At 62.6% G+C, this 18,158-nt stretch carries 13 protein-coding genes; 8 read left to right on the forward strand and 5 right to left on the reverse strand.

Annotated features, from left to right (window positions below; all coding sequences use genetic code 11):
• Positions 1-11: 11 nt before the first annotated feature.
• Positions 12-1,661, reverse strand: a complete 1,650-nt coding sequence (panP, locus tag JGZ97_RS12925) for a pyridoxal-dependent aspartate 1-decarboxylase PanP (RefSeq protein WP_207063056.1) — start codon at positions 1,659-1,661, stop codon at positions 12-14.
• A 319-nt stretch (positions 1,662-1,980) separates the two neighbouring features.
• Between panP and metH the strand changes: the two genes are divergently transcribed.
• Together metH and JGZ97_RS12935 are read left to right on the forward strand one after the other, a co-directional pair.
• Positions 1,981-5,685, forward strand: a complete 3,705-nt coding sequence (gene metH, locus JGZ97_RS12930) for a methionine synthase (protein WP_207063057.1) — start codon at positions 1,981-1,983, stop codon at positions 5,683-5,685.
• A 43-nt stretch (positions 5,686-5,728) separates the two neighbouring features.
• A complete protein-coding gene (locus tag JGZ97_RS12935; RefSeq protein WP_207063058.1) occupies positions 5,729-6,679 on the forward strand; it encodes a 5'-nucleotidase in 951 nt (316 codons plus the stop codon).
• A 25-nt stretch (positions 6,680-6,704) separates the two neighbouring features.
• Here JGZ97_RS12935 and JGZ97_RS12940 read toward each other — a convergent pair whose 3' ends face one another.
• Positions 6,705-9,653, reverse strand: coding sequence for an insulinase family protein (locus JGZ97_RS12940; protein ID WP_207063059.1), 2,949 nt, complete (start codon positions 9,651-9,653; stop codon positions 6,705-6,707).
• Between the two features lie 306 nt (positions 9,654-9,959).
• Between JGZ97_RS12940 and JGZ97_RS12945 the strand changes: the two genes are divergently transcribed.
• Positions 9,960-10,583: a phasin family protein gene (locus tag JGZ97_RS12945; protein WP_207063060.1), complete on the forward strand. Its 624-nt coding sequence runs from the start codon at positions 9,960-9,962 to the stop codon at positions 10,581-10,583.
• A gap of 101 nt (positions 10,584-10,684) precedes the next feature.
• Here JGZ97_RS12945 and JGZ97_RS12950 read toward each other — a convergent pair whose 3' ends face one another.
• From JGZ97_RS12950 to JGZ97_RS12960, 3 genes are read right to left on the reverse strand one after another with little or no spacing between them, the layout of a single operon-like run.
• Positions 10,685-11,896, reverse strand: coding sequence for a UbiH/UbiF/VisC/COQ6 family ubiquinone biosynthesis hydroxylase (locus JGZ97_RS12950; protein WP_207063061.1), 1,212 nt, complete (start codon positions 11,894-11,896; stop codon positions 10,685-10,687).
• Positions 11,897-11,939: 43 nt separating this feature from the next.
• Positions 11,940-12,611, reverse strand: coding sequence for a deoxyribonuclease V (nfi, locus tag JGZ97_RS12955; RefSeq protein WP_207063062.1), 672 nt, complete (start codon positions 12,609-12,611; stop codon positions 11,940-11,942).
• 17 nt (positions 12,612-12,628) lie between these two features.
• Positions 12,629-12,943, reverse strand: a complete 315-nt coding sequence (locus tag JGZ97_RS12960) for a tetratricopeptide repeat protein (protein WP_207063063.1) — start codon at positions 12,941-12,943, stop codon at positions 12,629-12,631.
• Between the two features lie 118 nt (positions 12,944-13,061).
• Here JGZ97_RS12960 and JGZ97_RS12965 point away from each other — a divergent pair, with 118 nt between their 5' ends.
• From JGZ97_RS12965 to JGZ97_RS12985, 5 genes are all read left to right on the forward strand, one after another.
• Positions 13,062-13,577 (forward strand): aminoacyl-tRNA deacylase, encoded by a 516-nt coding sequence (locus tag JGZ97_RS12965; RefSeq protein ID WP_207063064.1) that lies wholly within the window; start codon positions 13,062-13,064, stop codon positions 13,575-13,577.
• Positions 13,578-13,685: 108 nt separating this feature from the next.
• Positions 13,686-14,126 (forward strand): hemerythrin domain-containing protein, encoded by a 441-nt coding sequence (locus JGZ97_RS12970; RefSeq protein WP_207063065.1) that lies wholly within the window; start codon positions 13,686-13,688, stop codon positions 14,124-14,126.
• Complete coding sequence (locus JGZ97_RS12975; protein ID WP_207063066.1) at positions 14,126-14,407, forward strand: DUF2249 domain-containing protein; 282 nt, start codon at positions 14,126-14,128, stop codon at positions 14,405-14,407. The genes JGZ97_RS12970 and JGZ97_RS12975 overlap by 1 nt, the downstream gene beginning before the upstream one ends.
• Positions 14,404-15,714 (forward strand): NnrS family protein, encoded by a 1,311-nt coding sequence (locus JGZ97_RS12980; RefSeq protein ID WP_207063067.1) that lies wholly within the window; start codon positions 14,404-14,406, stop codon positions 15,712-15,714. The genes JGZ97_RS12975 and JGZ97_RS12980 overlap by 4 nt, the downstream gene beginning before the upstream one ends.
• 239 nt (positions 15,715-15,953) lie before the next feature.
• Positions 15,954-18,128: an FAD-dependent oxidoreductase gene (locus tag JGZ97_RS12985; RefSeq protein WP_207063068.1), complete on the forward strand. Its 2,175-nt coding sequence runs from the start codon at positions 15,954-15,956 to the stop codon at positions 18,126-18,128.
• The last annotated feature ends 30 nt before the right edge of the window (positions 18,129-18,158 follow it).

Raw genomic sequence — 18,158 nt, forward strand, 5'->3', positions numbered from 1 at the left:
GAACCGAGCCCCTAGACAGCCACCCGCTCGACCAGTTTTTCGAGCTCCTGCAAGCGCGCTGCCAGCTCTGGAGTCCGCGCGATCTCTTCCTGCTCCTCAAGCACCTCGCGCAATACCTCGTCGGTCGTCAGCGGATTGGCCAGCACCACTCGAAAGACCAGAATACCCTCACGCTGGTACTTTTCAGGGGTCAGCCGGGTCCGGGAGACGAACGCCTTGCCCCGCTCGCGCTGAGTTTTCTGGATGTATTTGGTGATGCGGCTGAGCACTTCGTTGATCTGCCGGCGCAGTTCATCGTCCGCATGCTCAAGCGCTTCGCAAACCCGGCGAGGAGACCAGCGGTAGGTCAGGATGTTCAGCTCCGGGGGTGAGACCAGCTCGAACTGCTCCGACGCCTCGATCATTCGCGCAAACGTTCGGGCCTTGGCGATCCCCTCCTCGACCAGCAGCGCGTATCCGCGCCGCCCGATAATTCGCAAGCCGGACTGAACCAGCATGGCCATGCCGGGGCGCGAGCCTTCGAGGGTGGTACTCCCCAGGTCCTTGGAGCCACTGCGTATGATGTACTGCGCATGGTGCTCAATGCTGTTAAGCGCGGCCGGATCCTTAAACAGCGCCAAGCCGACCCCCATGGGTACATACAGCTGCTTGTGGGCATCGATGGTGACCGAGTCAGCCCGCTCGATCCCCTTGAGCTTGTGGCGATAACGGTCGGAAAACAGGGTCGGGCCGCCCCAGGCGCCGTCCACATGAAAATGCAGCTGCTCGGCCGCGGCGATATCGGCCAGGGTGTCCAGCGGGTCAACATTGCCGGTTTCCGTCGTTCCGGCGATCCCCACCAGGGCGAAGGGACGGATGTTACGCGCCCGCAGCGCCTTGATGCGGGCTTCAAGCGCATCGGGACGAATACGGTTGTGGCCGTCGGTTTCCACCGCTACCAATTGGTCACGACCAATACCCAGCACATCGGCGGCCTTGGAGAGCGAATAGTGCCCCCGCTCGGACACCAGTACCGCCGCTCCTTCGCAGCCGTAATGACGGAAGGCGCCGAACACCCCTTCCCGGGTAATGCCGGCAAAATCGCCATCCGGCCCGAAAGCGCGGTTGCGGGCCGCCCAGAGCGCGGTGATGTTGGCGATGGTGCCACCGGAGCAAAAAGCGCCCAGGTGCTGATGGCTGTCATGCAGCCAGCGTCCATAGAAAGCTTCGTCCCGCTCGTAAACCAGGCGATGCAGCATACCCAGAACCTGCCGCTCAAGGGGGGTAAACGCCTTGGAAGTCTCGGTTTTAACCAGGTTCTGGTTCAACGCGATCATGATCTTCGAGAGCGGGATCATGAAATAGGGCAGCGCCGAGGTCATGTGACCGATAAAACTGGGAGAAGAGGTGTGGACCGACTGCGCCACCACTTTTTCCAACAGAAACTGCGTCTGCTCGGAAACGAAAACCGGGGCCTCGGGAATGCGGGTATCGCTGAAGTCCCGCTCGATCTCGACCAGGTCGGTCTCCTCGGCGACGATATGCTCCTGCAGAAAACCGGCCAGGTTTTTTGAGATATCCCCGTCCAGACGACTCAGGGTGGAGCCCGGCGCCTCGGGAACGGTAAAGATGCGCAGCAGGTTCTCGAGGCTGGCACTGGGAGCAGTGGTCTTGTCGGTCATAGAGCTTATCCGCGGCCTCACCGGCCCCGCAAGCTGCTAAAACACGCCTGCTGATGTCGGTGGACTGATAAAACGGACCCCGCGGGCCCGGATAGACGCCAAAATATCGCACCTGCGAAAAGGCGCGGCAAGTATTTCAAAGCCGACACCGCAATGCAATTGGCAAACCGGCGCCACTCAAATCGGTCTGGACGTGGCCGACCACGGTGAATTCATAATCGAATGAAGCAAATTCAGCACTTAAGTATTTGTTTAAGGATACAATAGCGCCCTTTACTCTTCAGTTAGCCATCAGTAGATACACAGCAGGGGTTCCTCGGTGACCAACGTAACTCTCTCCACGCTGCGGCAAAGCCTCAGCGAACGCATCCTTATTCTCGACGGCGGCATGGGCACCATGATCCAGCAGCGCCAACTCCAGGAAGCGGACTTCAGGGGGGCACGTTTTGCGGAGTGGAGCTGCGAACTCAAGGGCAACAACGACCTGCTGGTGCTGACCCAACCGCAGCTGATTCGCGAGCTGCACGAGGATTACCTGGCGGCCGGCGCCGACATCATCGAAACCAACACCTTCAACAGCACCCGCATCGCCATGGCCGACTACGCGATGGAGGAGCTGAGCGCTGAAATAAACCGCGAGGCCGCACGCCTGGCCCGCGAGGCGGCCGACCTCTACAGCCGCAAAACACCGGATCGCCCCCGCTACGTCGCCGGGGTGCTGGGCCCGACCAACCGCACCGCCTCCATTTCTCCGGACGTGAACGATCCGGCGGCCCGCAACGTCACCTTCGACGAACTGGTCGGCGCCTACCGGGAGAGTGCCGGGGCCCTGATCGAAGGCGGGGTTGACCTGCTGATGATCGAGACGGTCTTTGACACGCTCAATGCCAAGGCGGCGATCTTCGCCCTCGAATCCCTGTTTCACGAACAGAGCCGGCGTTTGCCGGTGATGATCTCCGGCACCATCACCGACGCCTCCGGGCGCACCCTTTCCGGGCAGACCGCGGAAGCCTTCTGGAACTCCATTCGCCACGCCCAGCCCCTCGCCATCGGCCTCAACTGCGCCCTGGGGCCCAAGGAGCTGCGCCAGTACGTGGAGGAACTCTCCACTGTGGCGGACACTTTTGTCTCCGCCCACCCCAATGCCGGCCTGCCCAACGCCTTCGGCGGCTACGACGAGACGCCGGAGCAGATGGCCGAAGAGATTGGCGAATGGGCGCGCAGCGGTTTCCTCAACATCGTCGGCGGCTGCTGCGGTACCACGCCCGAACATATTCAGGCCATCGCTCAGGCGGTGCGCACCTGCCCGCCACGTCCCCTTCCGGAGATCCCCAGGGCCTGCCGGCTGGCGGGCCTGGAAGCCTTCAACATCGGCGCCGAGTCGCTGTTCGTCAACGTCGGCGAGCGGGCCAACGTCACCGGCTCCGCCCTGTTCCGACGGCTGATCAAGGAGCAGGATTTCGAGACCGCCCTGGACATCGCCCGCCAGCAGGTGGAGAACGGCGCCCAGGTGATCGACATCAACATGGACGAGGGGATGCTCGATTCCGAAGCCGCCATGAAGCGCTTTCTCAACCTGATCGCCGGCGAGCCGGATATCGCCCGGGTGCCGATCATGGTGGACTCCTCCAAGTGGGAGATTCTGGAAACCGGGCTCAAGTGCATCCAGGGCAAGGGCATCGTCAACTCCATCAGCCTCAAGGAAGGCGAGGACGCCTTCATTGAGCAGGCCCGCCTGATCCGCCGTTACGGCGCCGCGGTAGTGGTGATGGCCTTTGACGAAACCGGGCAGGCCGACACCTTTGAGCGCAAGGTGGAGATCTGCACCCGTTCCTACCGGGTGCTCACCGAGCAGGTGGGCTTCCCCCCCGAAGACATTATCTTCGACCCCAATATTTTCGCCGTGGCCACCGGCATCGAAGAGCACAACAACTACGCGGTCGACTTTATCGAGGCCACCCGCACCATCAAGGCCACCCTGCCCCATGCGCTGATCTCCGGCGGCGTATCCAACGTCTCCTTCTCCTTTCGGGGCAACAACCCGGTGCGCGAAGCGATCCACGCCGTATTCCTGTACCACGCCATCCAGGCGGGCATGGACATGGGCATCGTCAACGCCGGCCAGCTGGCGATTTACGAAGATATTCCGGGCGATCTGCGCGACCGGGTCGAGGATGTCATCCTCAACCGCAGCCCTGATGCCACCGAGGCACTACTGACGGTCGCTGCCGATTATGCCGGCAGCGGCGAGAAAAACGATGTACGCACCGATCTCGCCTGGCGCGAGTGGGACGTGAACAAGCGCCTGGAGCACGCACTGGTCAAGGGCATCACCGAATTTGTCGACGTGGACACCGAGGAGGCCCGTCAGGCCCATGAGCGCCCGCTGCAGGTGATCGAGGGGCCCCTGATGGCCGGCATGTCGGTGGTGGGCGATCTGTTCGGCGCCGGCAAGATGTTCCTGCCCCAGGTGGTCAAATCCGCCCGGGTGATGAAAAAGGCCGTGGCCTACCTGATGCCCTTTATCGAGGCAGAAAAAGCCGGGGGCGCCCGGCAGAGCAACGGCAAGATACTGATGGCAACCGTCAAGGGGGATGTCCACGACATCGGCAAGAACATTGTCGGCGTGGTGCTCCAGTGCAACAACTTCGAGATCATCGACCTTGGCGTCATGGTGCCGGCGGAAACCATCATCCGCACCGCCCGCGAGGAGAACGTAGACCTGATCGGGCTCTCGGGCCTCATCACCCCCTCCCTGGACGAGATGGTGCACCTGGCCAAGGAGCTCGAGCGCCAGGGGCTTAAAATCCCCCTGATGATTGGCGGGGCCACCACCTCCAAGATGCATACCGCGGTTAAGATAGAGCCGGCCTACAGCGCGCCCACCGTCTATGTGCACAACGCCTCGCGCAGCGTCGGGGTGGCCTCGGCCCTGCTCAGCGAAACCCAGCACGCCGACTTTGCCGCCGCCGTGCGCGAGGAGTACGCCCAGGCCCGGGATCGCCACAATGCCAAGGCCAAGGATGCGCGGCGGGTCAACCTGGAGAAGGCGCGGGCCAACCGCCAGCCCGTTGACTGGCAAGCCTACCCCCCCCCGGTCCCTCGCCAGCTGGGCATCCAGGTGTTCAAAGACTACGATCTGCGCGAACTGCTGGACTACATCGACTGGACCTTCTTCTTCCACGCCTGGGAACTCAAGGGACGCTTCCCCCGCATTCTCGATGACGCCCAGATGGGCGAGGAAGCGCGCAAGCTGTACCAGGATGCGCAGGCGATGCTGGAGGAGCTGATCGCCGGCAAGCGACTCAAGGCCGCCGCCGTCATCGGCCTCTTTCCGGCCAACCGCGTCGGCGACGATGACATCGCCGTCTATGTCGATGAAACCCGTCAATCGACCCTGACCACCCTACACCACCTGCGCCAGCAGACCGAAAAAGGCGCCGGCAAGTTCAACCACTGCCTGAGCGACTACGTCGCCCCCCGCGACAGCGGCAAGGCCGATTATGTCGGTGCATTTGCTGTCACCGCCGGCATCGGCCTGGATGAACTGGTGGCCGAGTACGAGGCCAAGCATGACGACTACCGGTCGATCATGGTCAAGGCCCTGGCCGACCGCCTGGCCGAAGCCCTGGCCGAGCGTATGCACGAACGGGTGCGGCGCGAGTTTTGGGGCTACGCCGCGGAGGAGCACCTCAGCAACGAGGAGTTGATCCGCGAGGCTTACCAGGGCATTCGCCCCGCCCCCGGCTACCCGGCCTGCCCTGATCACACCGAGAAGGGGCTGCTCTGGGAGCTGCTGGATGTGGAGGCGCGAACAGGCATCGCCCTCACAGACAGCTATGCCATGACCCCCACCGCAGCGGTGAGCGGCTGGTATTTCTCTCATCCCGAGAGTCGCTATTTCGGCATCGCCAAGATCAGCGAAGACCAGGTGGAGGATTACGCACGCCGCAAGGGTATGGAGAAGACGGAGATGGAGCGCTGGCTGGCGCCGAACCTGGGCTACGAGCCCGAAGACAGCTGAGCATCGACTAGGCTGAAAGGATAGCCATTACCAAGGAGGCCGGGTGAGCACCGATCTGAGCAGACGTCTGGTGGTAGGGATCTCCTCAAGGGCGCTGTTCGACCTGGAGGATGAAAACCGCATCTTCGAAGCCCACGGGGTCGATGCGTATCGCCAGTACCAGCGCGATCACGAGGACGAAGTGCTCGCCCCGGGTGCCGCGTTCCCGCTGATCCGCGCCCTGCTGCGCCTGAACGACATCGACCCGCACCACCCCCTGGTGGAAGTGGTGATCATGTCACGCAACACCGCGGACACGGGGCTGCGCATTTTTAACTCCATTAGCCACTACCAGCTGGGCATCACTCGCGCCGCGTTCAGCGGCGGGCGCAGCAACGCCGCCTACCTTGATGCGTTCAGCGTCGACCTCTTTCTCTCCCGGTCCGCCCGGGACGTGCAGGCGGCAGTGGATTCAGGAATAGCCGCCGCCGAGATCTACGCGCCACCAGAGGATTTCGATCCCGACCAGGACCAGATCCGCATCGCCTTTGACGGCGACGCCGTACTGTTTTCGGACGCTTCGGAACGCATTTACCAGCAGGATGGCCTCGAAGCCTTCGCCCGCCTCGAGAGCGAACTGGCGGACGTCCCACTGGACGAAGGCCCCTTTGCCAAACTGCTGAAGACCCTCTCCTATCTGCAGCGCAGCTTTCCCGCCGGCGAGTCGCCGGTACGCATCGCCCTGGTCACCGCCCGCAACAGCCCTACCCACGCACGGGTGATCAACACCCTGAGAGCCTGGCAGGTCGACGTCGACGAGGCCTTTTTCATGGGCGGCGTATCCAAGCACGAAATTTTGCGCGCCTTCCGCGCCCATATTTTCTTTGATGACCAGGAGAGCCACCTGCAACCCGCGTCCCGGGTCGTGCCCAGCGGCCGGGTTCCCCAGCGCAGCTTTCAAGACAATAAAAAGCCCGCAGCCAAAGCGGCGGGCTTAGAAGAGAAAGAAACTTAGATTAGCGTTCTATCTTTCTGTTTTTTTAAATTGTGATGACTTCCATTTTCTCACCCTTAAGGGCTTCGCCCTGCTGCGCGTTGGTAATCACCGCTACGCTACCCTGCTGATCCTTGAGATAGGTGCGCGCCACCCGTTTAAGATCGTCCACCGTTACCTTGAGCACACGGGAGCGAAAGCCCCGACGCTGCTCCGGGGTGCGCCCGAAAAGGGTGCTGTGGTAGGCCTGCTTGGCCTCTCCCGCGGGCGAACCGGGCTTATCGATATTGGAGACCACCCCGAGGATGGCTTCCTCCAACCGGGCAAAGCTGTGTTCTTCGGCCAGCAGCCAGTCCACCGCTCGGTCAAAATCCTGCAGTGTCTCCTGCAGGCGGGGATCCCGGTAGGAGAAGAAGCGGAACGCAGCACTGGATGAGTCCTGCCCGGCACCGCCGCCATAGGCCCCACCCTGCTCCCGAATCACCCGGTGCAGGTAACCGTTGCGCAAAAATTCTCCCAGTACCGTCAGGGCCGCGGCATCGGGATGTTCAACCGGCACGGTAGGATACGCCTTGGCGCAGAAGTTGACCTGCGTACTGGTGATCCAGGCCTGGTGCACCGACTGGCGCACCGGCGCGAGCACAAAAGGCTCAACCTTGGCACCGCCGGGGTCCGCTCCCCAGTACTCATCCAGGGCCTGATCGCACTCTTCCCGCCGCTCGGGCTCTGTCACCACCAGGAAGTGACGGGGGCTGACCAGGATTTTCTGATGCAGCGCGGCCAGCTTGTCTGCAAACAACTGCAACTCGTCTGCCTGATCCAGCTTTTGATCCAGCTCCTTGACGAATCGCACCCCCGCCAGGCCCCGCTGCCGGTGGGACAGGTTGGCCGATGGGCTGTAGCCGCTGATCGCCGCCATCATCGCCAGGCTGTGGCCGCTGCCGGTAATGCTTTGCTCCTTGCGGGTGCGCTGTTGCGCAACCAGTTCACGGATATGCCCCAGCTCGTCAAAGCGCAGTCCGGTAAAGGTGCTGTGAAGCAGCTCGGTCAAGGGTCGGATATTGCGCACCAGAGCTTTACCGGAAAGGGTGAAATAGGCTTTGACCGCCTGCTCGTCATCGACGTTTCCACGCACCGAACTGTAGGCGCTGATGCCCCCCGTGACGCTGGACTGCCTGGCCTGGGCCTCTTGATAGCTCAGCTCCCCATGACCGAGTTCGGGCAGGCAGTTGGCGTAATAGGGCAACAGCAGCTGTTCCTCTTCCGTCAGCTGGGGCATTTCTACCAGTATCTGCTGGTAGACAAGGCCGTTGGTCCCCTGCCCGTAGAAGGCGCGGCGCCCGCAGGCCAGAGCCTGTGTTTCGCCGCTGGGAATATGGATGTCGGCAGGCACATCCTCCAGCCCCACCTTGGGCAGCAAGGCATCGTCGTCCTGGCGTTGCTGGCGGGCTTCAAGTGCCCGCGCCTGCTCCACAATCTCCTGTTTCTGCGCCGCCGAGAGCCCGCTTTTGATCTGTGCCAGGCGCAAGGCCTCTGCCATTTCTCTGCGCCCGTTCAGTTCGCTGTCCGGGCGCAGGGTCAGGCGCACCCGGTGGTGGTTGTCCAGCAACAGCCGTTGCACCAGTTCCTTGATGTAGTCCGGCTCCTGAATCCGCTCGCGCAGTTGTTCGAGCACCGGGTCAAGGTTCAGCAGCGCAATGGGGTCGCCGCGGTGAACGGCGGTCGACAGCGCAGACATAATCAGTTGCAGGCCGTAGGGAAAACCATCGCCCCCCACCTCGCGCTGGCTCAGTTCCAGCTGGTGCAGCACCGCCTCGACCTGCGACTGGGGAACCCCGTCGCGGGCCACCTGCTCCAGCACATCGACGACCAGGGTTTCAATGGCAGCAGCCGAATCGGGGTCGGTGCCTTCGAGCCCACACATGAAACTCATCTCGCGGTTGGAGTCTTCCAGACCGCAAAGCGGCGAAGGCGCCTGGCCCAGCTCGGAGGTTTCCAGCGCATGACGCAGGGGCGATGCGCTACTGTCGAGCAATACGCGGGACAACAGATTGGCCTCCAGCTGCTGTTCCAGATCGATGCTCTGGCCCAGCAGCCAGCCCAGCACCACATGGCTCTTGCGGCTCAGATCCTCCTCACTGAGGGCATACGCCTCCTCGACCCGAAGCGGCGCGTGGTAACGTTTCTCGTCAGGCACGACGATGGTCTCTTCAAGCCGCTCGAAACGGCTGAGCGCCTGGCTTTCAAACTTTTCCTGAAGCTCTGCGGGTGGCAGGTCGCCGAAAGTCATGAACACCGCGTTGGAGGGGTGGTAATGGGTCCGGTAGAACGCCAGCAGCTCCTCGTAACTCAAATCCGGAATGCACTCGGGGTCGCCGCCGCTGTTGTGGTGGTAGGTGACGGTGGGAAACAGGTGCTTGCTCAGGGTCTGCCAGAGGGTGCTGACCGGGGAACTCATTGCCCCCTTCATCTCGTTATAAACCACCCCCTTAAAGGTCAGGTCGGAGTCGCTGTTGTCGGCCTCCTTGAACTCGAGACGGTGCCCCTCCTGGGAGAAATCCAGGCGATCCAGGCGGGAGAAAAACACCGCGTCCAGGTAAACATCCAGCAGGTTGAAGTAATCCTTGCGATTCTGGGTCGCAAAGGGGTAAGCCGTCCAGTCACTGCTGGTAAAGGCGTTCATGAAGGTATTAAGAGAACGCCGCAGCATCATGAAGAAGGGGTCGCGAACCGGATAACGCTCGCTTCCGCACAGCGCCGTGTGCTCCAGAATATGGGCGACACCGGTGGAGTCCTGGGGCACCGTGCGCAGCGCCACCAGAAAGACATTCTCATCCTGGTCGGCGGCGATGTGATAATGCCGGGCCCCGGTGGCCTGATGTTCGTACTCGGCCACCTCCACCCCCAGGCTTTCGATGCCCTGGCGGCGCAACAACCGGAAGCTGGGGTGGGGGTCGAGTGCGGGCACAAAGGTGTTATCGGGAGAATTGTTCATAGAAAACGCATTTTCCTTAACTGAATGGTACTCCGGCGCAGGTTATGGCCCCGAGGGCGGCGCCCCCTCGGCGACAGGCCGGATCCGTTAGGTGTCATGGTATCTTGTTTTGCCTCACCTTGCCCGCAGCCCATGACTTGGGCTGATTTATTGACCGGTTTATCCGCTGCGCGTTCAGCCGCCAGGTAGCACAACCGAGCATTGACTTCCACCGGGTGGGGTTCTATAGTCACCGAAACCGCTTTGCTGCGGCGCACAAGAGCACTCAACCTGTTTCGTTGTCTCGTTTGATGAGGGAGCCCGACCATGTACGAAGACCTGCTTAAGGATATGCAAGAAAAAATGCAGCCCATGTTGGATGTGGCTGAAATCAATCGCAAGACACTGGAAAAAATGGCTTCCGTGCAGTCGGAATACCTGACCGAGTGCATCAGCTGCGGCATTAACCAGGCCAAGGCCCTGGCCGAAGCCGGCGACGCCAAAACGGTCGCCGACCTGCAGTTCAAGTACCTCAAGGAGTTTGAAAGCAAGCTGACTGCCTCCGCCGAGGAGAACATCGCCGCCATCAACGAGGCCAAGGAGGCGATCACCGAGCTGCTGTCCAACACCTATGGCCGCATCGCTGAATCCACCCCCTTCGCGGACAGCGCCACCAGTGCTCCTGTGACCAAGGCGCCGGCACCAAAGAAAGCCCCGGTGCGCCGCGCCGCCAAAGCGGCTCCCAAGGCCACCAAGGCGCCGGCCAAGAGCGCACCCAAAGCTGCCACCAAGCCGACACCTAAAGCAGAACCTAAAGCAGCCCCCAAAGCCGCGCCCGCAGCAGCTGCCAAGACCGATGCACCCAAGGCCGATGCTCCCAAGTCCGCTCCGGCTGCCCAGAAAGCCACTGCCCCCGCAGCGCCCAAGGCGGCACAAGCTAAAAAGAGCTGATCTTAAGGCGTATATAAAAAACGGCGGGCATCGTGCCCGCCGTTTTTTTTGCCCAGCCTCTTGGTATGCGCCGCGTTGGGGGGCTTTGCCTGCTTTTACCCCTACTCCAGGCGCGCCAGTGCCGGAAGGTCGCCTTCCATTCCCATGGCCCAGCGCATGGCCCGTTTTTTCACCGGGGCCAGTCGCTGGGTCAGCCCCAGCCCAAGGTTGCGCGCCAGCCGGGATGCTGGATCCTGACGACCGAACACACGGTAGATCAAATCCATCGCCGTCATCACCCCAAGGTTGTGATTTCGCCGCCGCGCCTCGTAGCGCGCCAGTATCGAGCCACCCAGGGGAAGCTGTTCATCCAGGGCCTCAAGCAGCACGTCGGCCAGGCAGGCAGCATCCAGCAGGCCGATATTCACGCCCTGTCCCGCCAACGGATGAATCATATGGGCCGCATCACCCACCAGCACCGCACCGGGGCGCCAGTAATTGAGTGCATGCTGGCGTCGCAGGGGAAAGCTGGCACGACCTTCCAGCCGGCGAATCCCCCCGAGTTCTTTGGGAAAGCCACGCATCACGGCGTCGATAAAGTCGGCCTCATCCAGTGACATCAGGCGCTGTATCTCATCGGGATGGTGGTACCAGACCAGAGAACCGTGCGGGCCTGTAAGCGGCAAGAAGGCAACGGGACCGGTGGGGAGAAACCGCTGCCAGGTGATATCCTGCTGCGCAGCCTCGGTTTCCACGCTGGCCACCAGCGCACGCTGTGGGTAATCCCATCGATGCACACCGATACCCGCGGCTTCGCGCACCCGTGACTCGCCCCCGTCAGCGCCCACCAAAAGCCTAGCCTGCAACACCTCACCATCGTCCAGGGTCACACGGCTGCCCATTGCGCCGCCGTAGTCGATGGCTGCGATCCGCACCGATGCCATCAGGCTGACGTCCTGTGCCTGCTGCAAGCAGTCCCAGAGCGCCAGCTGTACGACGCGGTTCTCAACGATATACCCCAGCGCCGGTTGCCCCACGCTGTCGCTGTGAAAGCGCGTATCACCCTGCCCGCTGGTTTCCCAGACACGCATGCCCCGGTAGGGACAGCAGCGCCGACCAAGAATGCCGGCCCAGGCACCAAGGTTGCCGAGGATCTTCACGGAGGCAGGACTCAGCGCCGATACGCGCAGATCATGGGGTTGCTCCGGCTCAAAGGGGCGCGGCGGAGAAGCTTCGAGCACGGCGATGGAAAGGCCCTTTGCGCTCAGCGCGCAGGCCAACGTTGCGCCAACCATGCCGCCGCCGATAATCATCACATCAAAGGTCCGCGCCATCACTTGCTCCTTGTTTCAATCGGTGGCCGGATTATACGTGATATTAGTCATTCCGAAAGCGCGGATCCGAGGCCAGTCGATGGGCCCAACGGGTGGTTTCTGGAAGTTTGAAACGGGTCGTGCAGGCCATCACCACCTCAATCACCCGCTCAAGACTTATGCGATGGCCCGGGGAGATAAACAGCGGTTTGACGCCGGCCCGGGTTCTTAACACCGCCCCCACCCGCTCACCGCGATGGTACAACCCGCTCCAGGCGCCTCGTGCGCCAGCCGGCTCCTCGTACTCGCCCACCAGTCGGCTCTTGCCCACGCCAATCGCTGGCACGTCCAGCAGCACGCCCAGGTGGGATGCGATCCCAAGCCTGCGCGGGTGGGCGATGCCCTGGCCGTCACACAGGTAGATATCCGGTGGGGTAGTGAGTGATGCGATTGCTTCTAAAATCGTCGGCAGCTCCCTGAACGAGAGCAGACCGGGAATATAGGGAAACCGCGTCGGTTGCCGGGCCACGCTTTGATCAACCAGCGTGAGGCTCTGGGCGTCCAGCACCGCGACCGCCGCCCGCGTGATCGAACCGTCCGCCTCGAAGCCCACATCCACCCCGGCCACAAGGCGCAGCGGCTCAAAATCGTCCTCAAGCCGCACCCCTGCGCTGAGGCGTACCTGCAGCGCCCGCGCTTCGGCGGGGGCGAGTTCCCAGGAATGGGTGTAATCCACAGTCGCTACCGCGCCACTCAACCCAGTGCTTTTTCCAGGCGGCGGGCGAAGACCTCCATCTCCTTGACCGCCTGCAGATCCCCGGCCTCCTCGGCCGCCGATATGCCTTTTCGGTAGGTCTTTAGCGCCAGCTCGGGCAGATCCTGCTGCTGGTAGGCCCGCCCCAGCAGCTTCCAGGCCGCCGAATAGCCCGGCTTCTGCTCAAGGCAGGCCTCCAGGTGTTCGGCGGCCGAGACCGGCTGCCCCGCGTTCAGGTAAGCGTTACCCAAGCCAAAGCGCAGCTCCGGGCTGTCTTTGCCCTCGGCGAGCAGTTTTTCCAGACCTGCGATCATTTTCCTCCTCCCATCCGTTCCTTTTACGTCGGCGCGTTATACTTAGGGTCGCCTTAAGCGTAGCAACCCCAATGCACCCGCTGCCGGAACCTTCTCGGTACGGTGAAGGAGAAGCGACATGACCATGTCGATGACCCTCAGCGAATACCTCGCCGACCATCATGCCGACTACAACCTTCTCAAGCACAAGCACACCACCAACGCCTTCGATACCGCCTACACAGCGCATATTCCGATGGAGCACCTGGCCAAAGCCGTCGTACTCGAAGATACCGACGGGCACCACCTGATGGCGGTCGTGCCCTCCATGCGCCGGCTCAAACTGCGCCGCATCAACCGCAAGCTCGGGCGTAACTTCCGGCTGGTGAGCGAGGTGGAGCTCAAAGCCTTGTTCCAGGACTGTGATTTGGGCGCAATCCCCGCCATGGGACAGGCATACGAGATGGACACCATCTGCGACGAAGATCTGCTCAACCAGCCCTATGTGTACATTGAAGCCGGAGACCACGAAGAGCTGATCAAGCTCGAGCGGGCTGAATTCCAGCGCCTGATGAGCGGTCAGTTGCACGACTATATCAGCCTCGACTCTCCTACCCACTCCCCCTACCAGGACGCCGATCTGCGCCACTATTGATTCGGCAAGGGGCGGCTGGCGCCGCCCCTTGCGCCGAACTGACTTAGATCAAGGCAGCGCCGGTTGCGCCCGCTGATACTGCGCTGACTCAACCGGGAGAAGCCAAGCATGAGCACCATCACCGATATCATGACCCACGAACATCGCCACTGCGATGACCTTTTTACCGCCGCGGAGGGAGCCGCATCCGAACAGAACTGGGCCGAGGCCGACGGGGCCTGGACGCAGTTTCGTGATGCACTGCTGACCCACTTGGCGCGCGAAGAGACGGTGCTGTTCCCGGCCTTTGAGTCCCAGACCGGGCAGACCCAGGGCCCCACGGCGGTGATGCGGATGGAACACCAGCAGATGCGCGCCCTGGTTGAAGAGATCAACGAGGCGCTGCGGAACCGCGCCGACGAGGAATTTCTCGGGCTGACCGAAACCCTGATGGTACTGATGCAACAGCACAACATGAAAGAGGAGCAGATTCTCTACCCCATGTCCGACCAGGTGCTGGTCGCGGATTCACAGCTGTTGGAACAGATGCGGCAGGTCACCACCGCTTGATGCCCACCCTGCTCGCCCCCCTTGATGTCAGCGACCTGGCGCCGCCGGAGCCATTGGAGCGGATTCTGGTTACGCTGCGAAACCTCGGCCCGGACGAGGTGCTGAAAGTGCATCATCGCCGCGAACCGCGCCCGCTTTTCCCCCTCTTGCTGGAGAACGGTTTTCACTACCTGTGCCGACAGCAAGGCGAGGCCGCGTTTCGCATCTATATCTGGCACGCCGACAGCGGGGACTTAACGGCTTTCTGCCTGGCGGACCTGCGGGCCGAGGCAATACCGTGAACCTCGCCGGCCTTTCACTGGACAACATTCCGCCCCTGCGCACGCCCCTGGGCTTCTTCCTACTCGCCCCCGTGTTCGGAATGTTGGCGGCCCTGGTGCTGATACTGGATCCCGGCGCGCTGAGCAGCCGCTGGCAACCCGGCATGCTGGCCTTTACCCACCTGCTGACCCTGGGGTTTGGCGCCCAGGTAGTGGTTGGCGCACTGTTTCAGGTGCTGCCGGTGATCAGCAACCAGGCAATCCCCGCCGGTGCCACCCTCGCCCCCTGGATTCGAGCCGCACTGGGCCTGGGAGCGTTCAGCTTGGCGCTGGGCTTTATCAGCGCCAATGGCTGGCTTTTTGCGCTGGCCCTTGGGTTGTTGGGCGCGGCCCTGGGCACCTTCGGCGCAGCGCTTGCGCTGGGCGTCTCGAGGATTCGCCCCTGGCGCGACAGCAGTCGCGGCGTTGCCCTGGCCCTTGTGGCGCTCATTACCACCCTGGTCCTCGGTGCCGTTCAGGCATCGCCGCGATTCGCGCCGGAGCTTGGACTCTACCGGCTTCAGCAGACCGACCTTCACGCGCTCTGGGGGGGGCTCGGCTGGTGCCTGCTGCTGATCATGGCGGTGAGCTACCAGGTAATTCCGATGTTTCATGTCGCCCCGGCCTTTCCGGCACGCGCGGCCCAATGGTTACCGTCAGCGCTGTTCGTCGCCCTCCTAACAACCTCGCTGGCCGAGGCCGGGGCACTGGAGAACCTCGCGCTGGGCGTCGGGCTGCTGCTCTGTCTGCTTTACGGCGCCACCGCGCTTTACATTCTGAGCCGGCGCAAGCGCAAGCTGGTTGATTACACGGTACGCTTCTGGCAACTCGGCCTCGTCCACCTGCTGGCGGTATCCCTGCTGGGACTCTACGGGCTTGGAACCGGCGGGACGGTGGATAGCCGCTGGATGGGACTGGCGTGGGGGCTCGGTTTTGTCGGCTCGGTGATGCTGGGCATGTTGCAAAAAATACTGCCGTTTCTGATTTACCTGCACCTGCAGCGCGCCTGGATGAAAAATCCGATGAGCAGCGCGGCCCTGCCCAACATGAAATCACTGATCCCCACCCCCGCGTCCAGGCGTCAGTGGCAGTTCCACTTAAGCGCCCTGGGAGGGCTCTACGGGGCCCTTGTCTGGCCTGTGCTGACACCCCTGGCGGGGGCGCTTCTGTTCGCCGACTTCGCTTGGCTGACCCGCTGCCTGCACCAGGCCCACGGCCGCTACCAAACCACCCTTGATTCAATGACAGCGGCCGGCGAGCCCGCCCCCTGCAATAACGGCGACCGCTAACCGCGGCTCCTAACCACGTCAAAAAGGGAGCGAGCGACACCCGGGGCGGATCCTTCCCGCCCTTCCCCCGTCTCCTCGCTCCAATCGGTCAGACCCCGGGCCTAGCCTCTCCCGCCCTGCCGGGCTATGCTTCTGTTTTTATGAGCTTTTGATTGGTTGCCTGTAACATCGCCAGCTTCACGAGGTCAGTAAGGCAAAACGATACCGCGCCCCTTTATCCTTGGAGAAACACCAGCCCTATGAGATTTTCGAAGCTGTTACTCCTGTGTGCACTGGTGGTTCTGGTCGCCCTGTTCTTCGTCCTCGACCTGTCCCAATACCTGAACCTGGATTATCTGAAGTCGCATCAGGCACAGTTCGACCGCTACTATGCGCAACACCCCTGGAGCGCCGCCGGCACCTTCTTCCTGATTTACGTGGCCGTCACCGGACTGTCGCTGCCCGGCGCCGCGGTGATGACCCTGCTGGCCGGTGCCCTCTTCGGGCTCGGCTGGGGCACCCTGCTGGTCTCCTTCGCCAGCTCCATCGGCGCCACCATCGCGTTTCTCTGCTCTCGTTACCTGTTACGCGACTGGGTCCAGAACCGTTTCAATAAGCAGCTGGAGGCCATCAATCGGGGCATTCGGCGCGACGGACCCTTTTACCTGTTCACCCTTCGCCTGGTACCGGTGTTTCCGTTCTTCGTCATCAACCTGGTGATGGGGCTCACCAAACTCCACACCCGGACTTTTTACTGGGTCAGCCAACTGGGTATGCTGGCAGGCACGCTGGTGTACGTGAACGCAGGGACCCAGCTCAGCCAGGTGCAGAGCCTCTCGGGTGTTTTCTCGCCGGAGCTGCTCCTCTCGTTCACCCTGCTGGGGCTGTTTCCGCTGCTGGCGCGCTGGGTCACCCAATTTTTGCGGTCGCGGCGGGTCTACAAAGGGTTCAGCCGGCCCGCGCGCTACGACACCAACCTGGTGGTTATCGGCGCCGGCTCCGCAGGCTTGGTGTCCGCCTATATCGCCGCCGCCGTCAAGGCGCGGGTCACCCTGATCGAAAAGCACCGCATGGGGGGCGACTGTCTGAACACCGGTTGCGTCCCCTCAAAAGCCCTGATTCGCTCGACCCGCTTTATCGCCGAAAGCCGCCGCTGCGAGTCACTGGGTATCGATCGCGCGGAACTGAGTTACGACTTCGCCCGCATCATGGAGCGGGTGCAGCGGGTGATTAAAAAAGTCGAACCCCACGACTCGGTGGAGCGCTACACCGGCCTCGGCGTCGAGTGCGTGCAGGGCCGGGCGCGAATTCTCTCGCCCTTTGAGGTGGAGGTCGAGGGACGGCGCATCACCACCCGCAGCATCATCATTGCCACCGGCGCACGCCCGGCGCTGCCCGCCATCGAGGGCATCGAGGCCATGGACCCGCTGACCTCCGACACCGTCTGGGAGCTGCGCGAACTACCGCGCCGGCTGTTGATTCTGGGTGGCGGTCCCATCGCCGCCGAGCTGGGCCAGTGCTTTGCCAGGCTCGGCAGCCGGGTGACCCTGGTTCTGCGCGGTCCGCGCATCCTCGCCAAGGAGGACCCGGAGGTCAGCCAAGAAGTCCTCAAGCGGCTGCGCAAGGAGGGTGTTGATGTACGCCTGGAACACCGGATGCTGGCATTTGCCGAGGAAGCAGGTGAATGCCACCTGCGCTGCGAGCACCGGGGTGAAACCCTTAACGTCCGCTTCGACCGCCTGTTGGTGGCAACGGGACGCAAACCCAACGTGGAGGGCTTTGGCCTCGAGAACCTGGGCATTCCCCTCGCAGAAAACGGCACCCTGGAGGTCAACGACGCCCTCCAGACCCGTTATCCGAATATCTACGCCTGCGGCGATGTCGCCGGCCCTTACCAGTTCACCCACGCCGCGGCCCACCAGGCCTGGTACGCGGTGGTCAACGCCCTGTTCGGGTTCGCCAAAACGTTTCGCGTTGACTACCGGGTTATTCCCGCCGTCACTTTCACGGAACCGGAGGTGGCACGAGTGGGGCTCAATGAGTCAGAGGCCCGAGCCCAGGGAGTTGAGTACGAGGTCACCCGCTTCGACCTTGGCGAACTGGACCGTGCCATTGCCGACGAGGCGGACGAGGGTTTCATCAAGGTCCTGACCGCGCCCGGCAAGGACCGAATCCTGGGGGCCACCATCGTCGGCACGCACGCCGGGGAGCTGATCAGCGAGTACGTTACCGCGATGCGCCACAACCTGGGTTTGAACAAGCTGCTGGGGACCATTCATGCCTACCCCACCCTGACCGAGGCCAACAAGTACGCGGCCGGTGAGTGGAAGCGCAACCATGCCCCCCGGGGGCTGCTCACCTGGGTGGCGCGTTTTCACCGCTGGCGCCGAGGCGGTGACGTTTCTCAACAGCACCGGGAAAGGACCAGCCGCTAGACGTTCAGCGCCCCTTCCCGGCTCTCAACA

Source organism: Motiliproteus sp. SC1-56, from assembly GCF_017309075.1.
Classification (GTDB): domain Bacteria; phylum Pseudomonadota; class Gammaproteobacteria; order Pseudomonadales; family Balneatricaceae; genus Motiliproteus.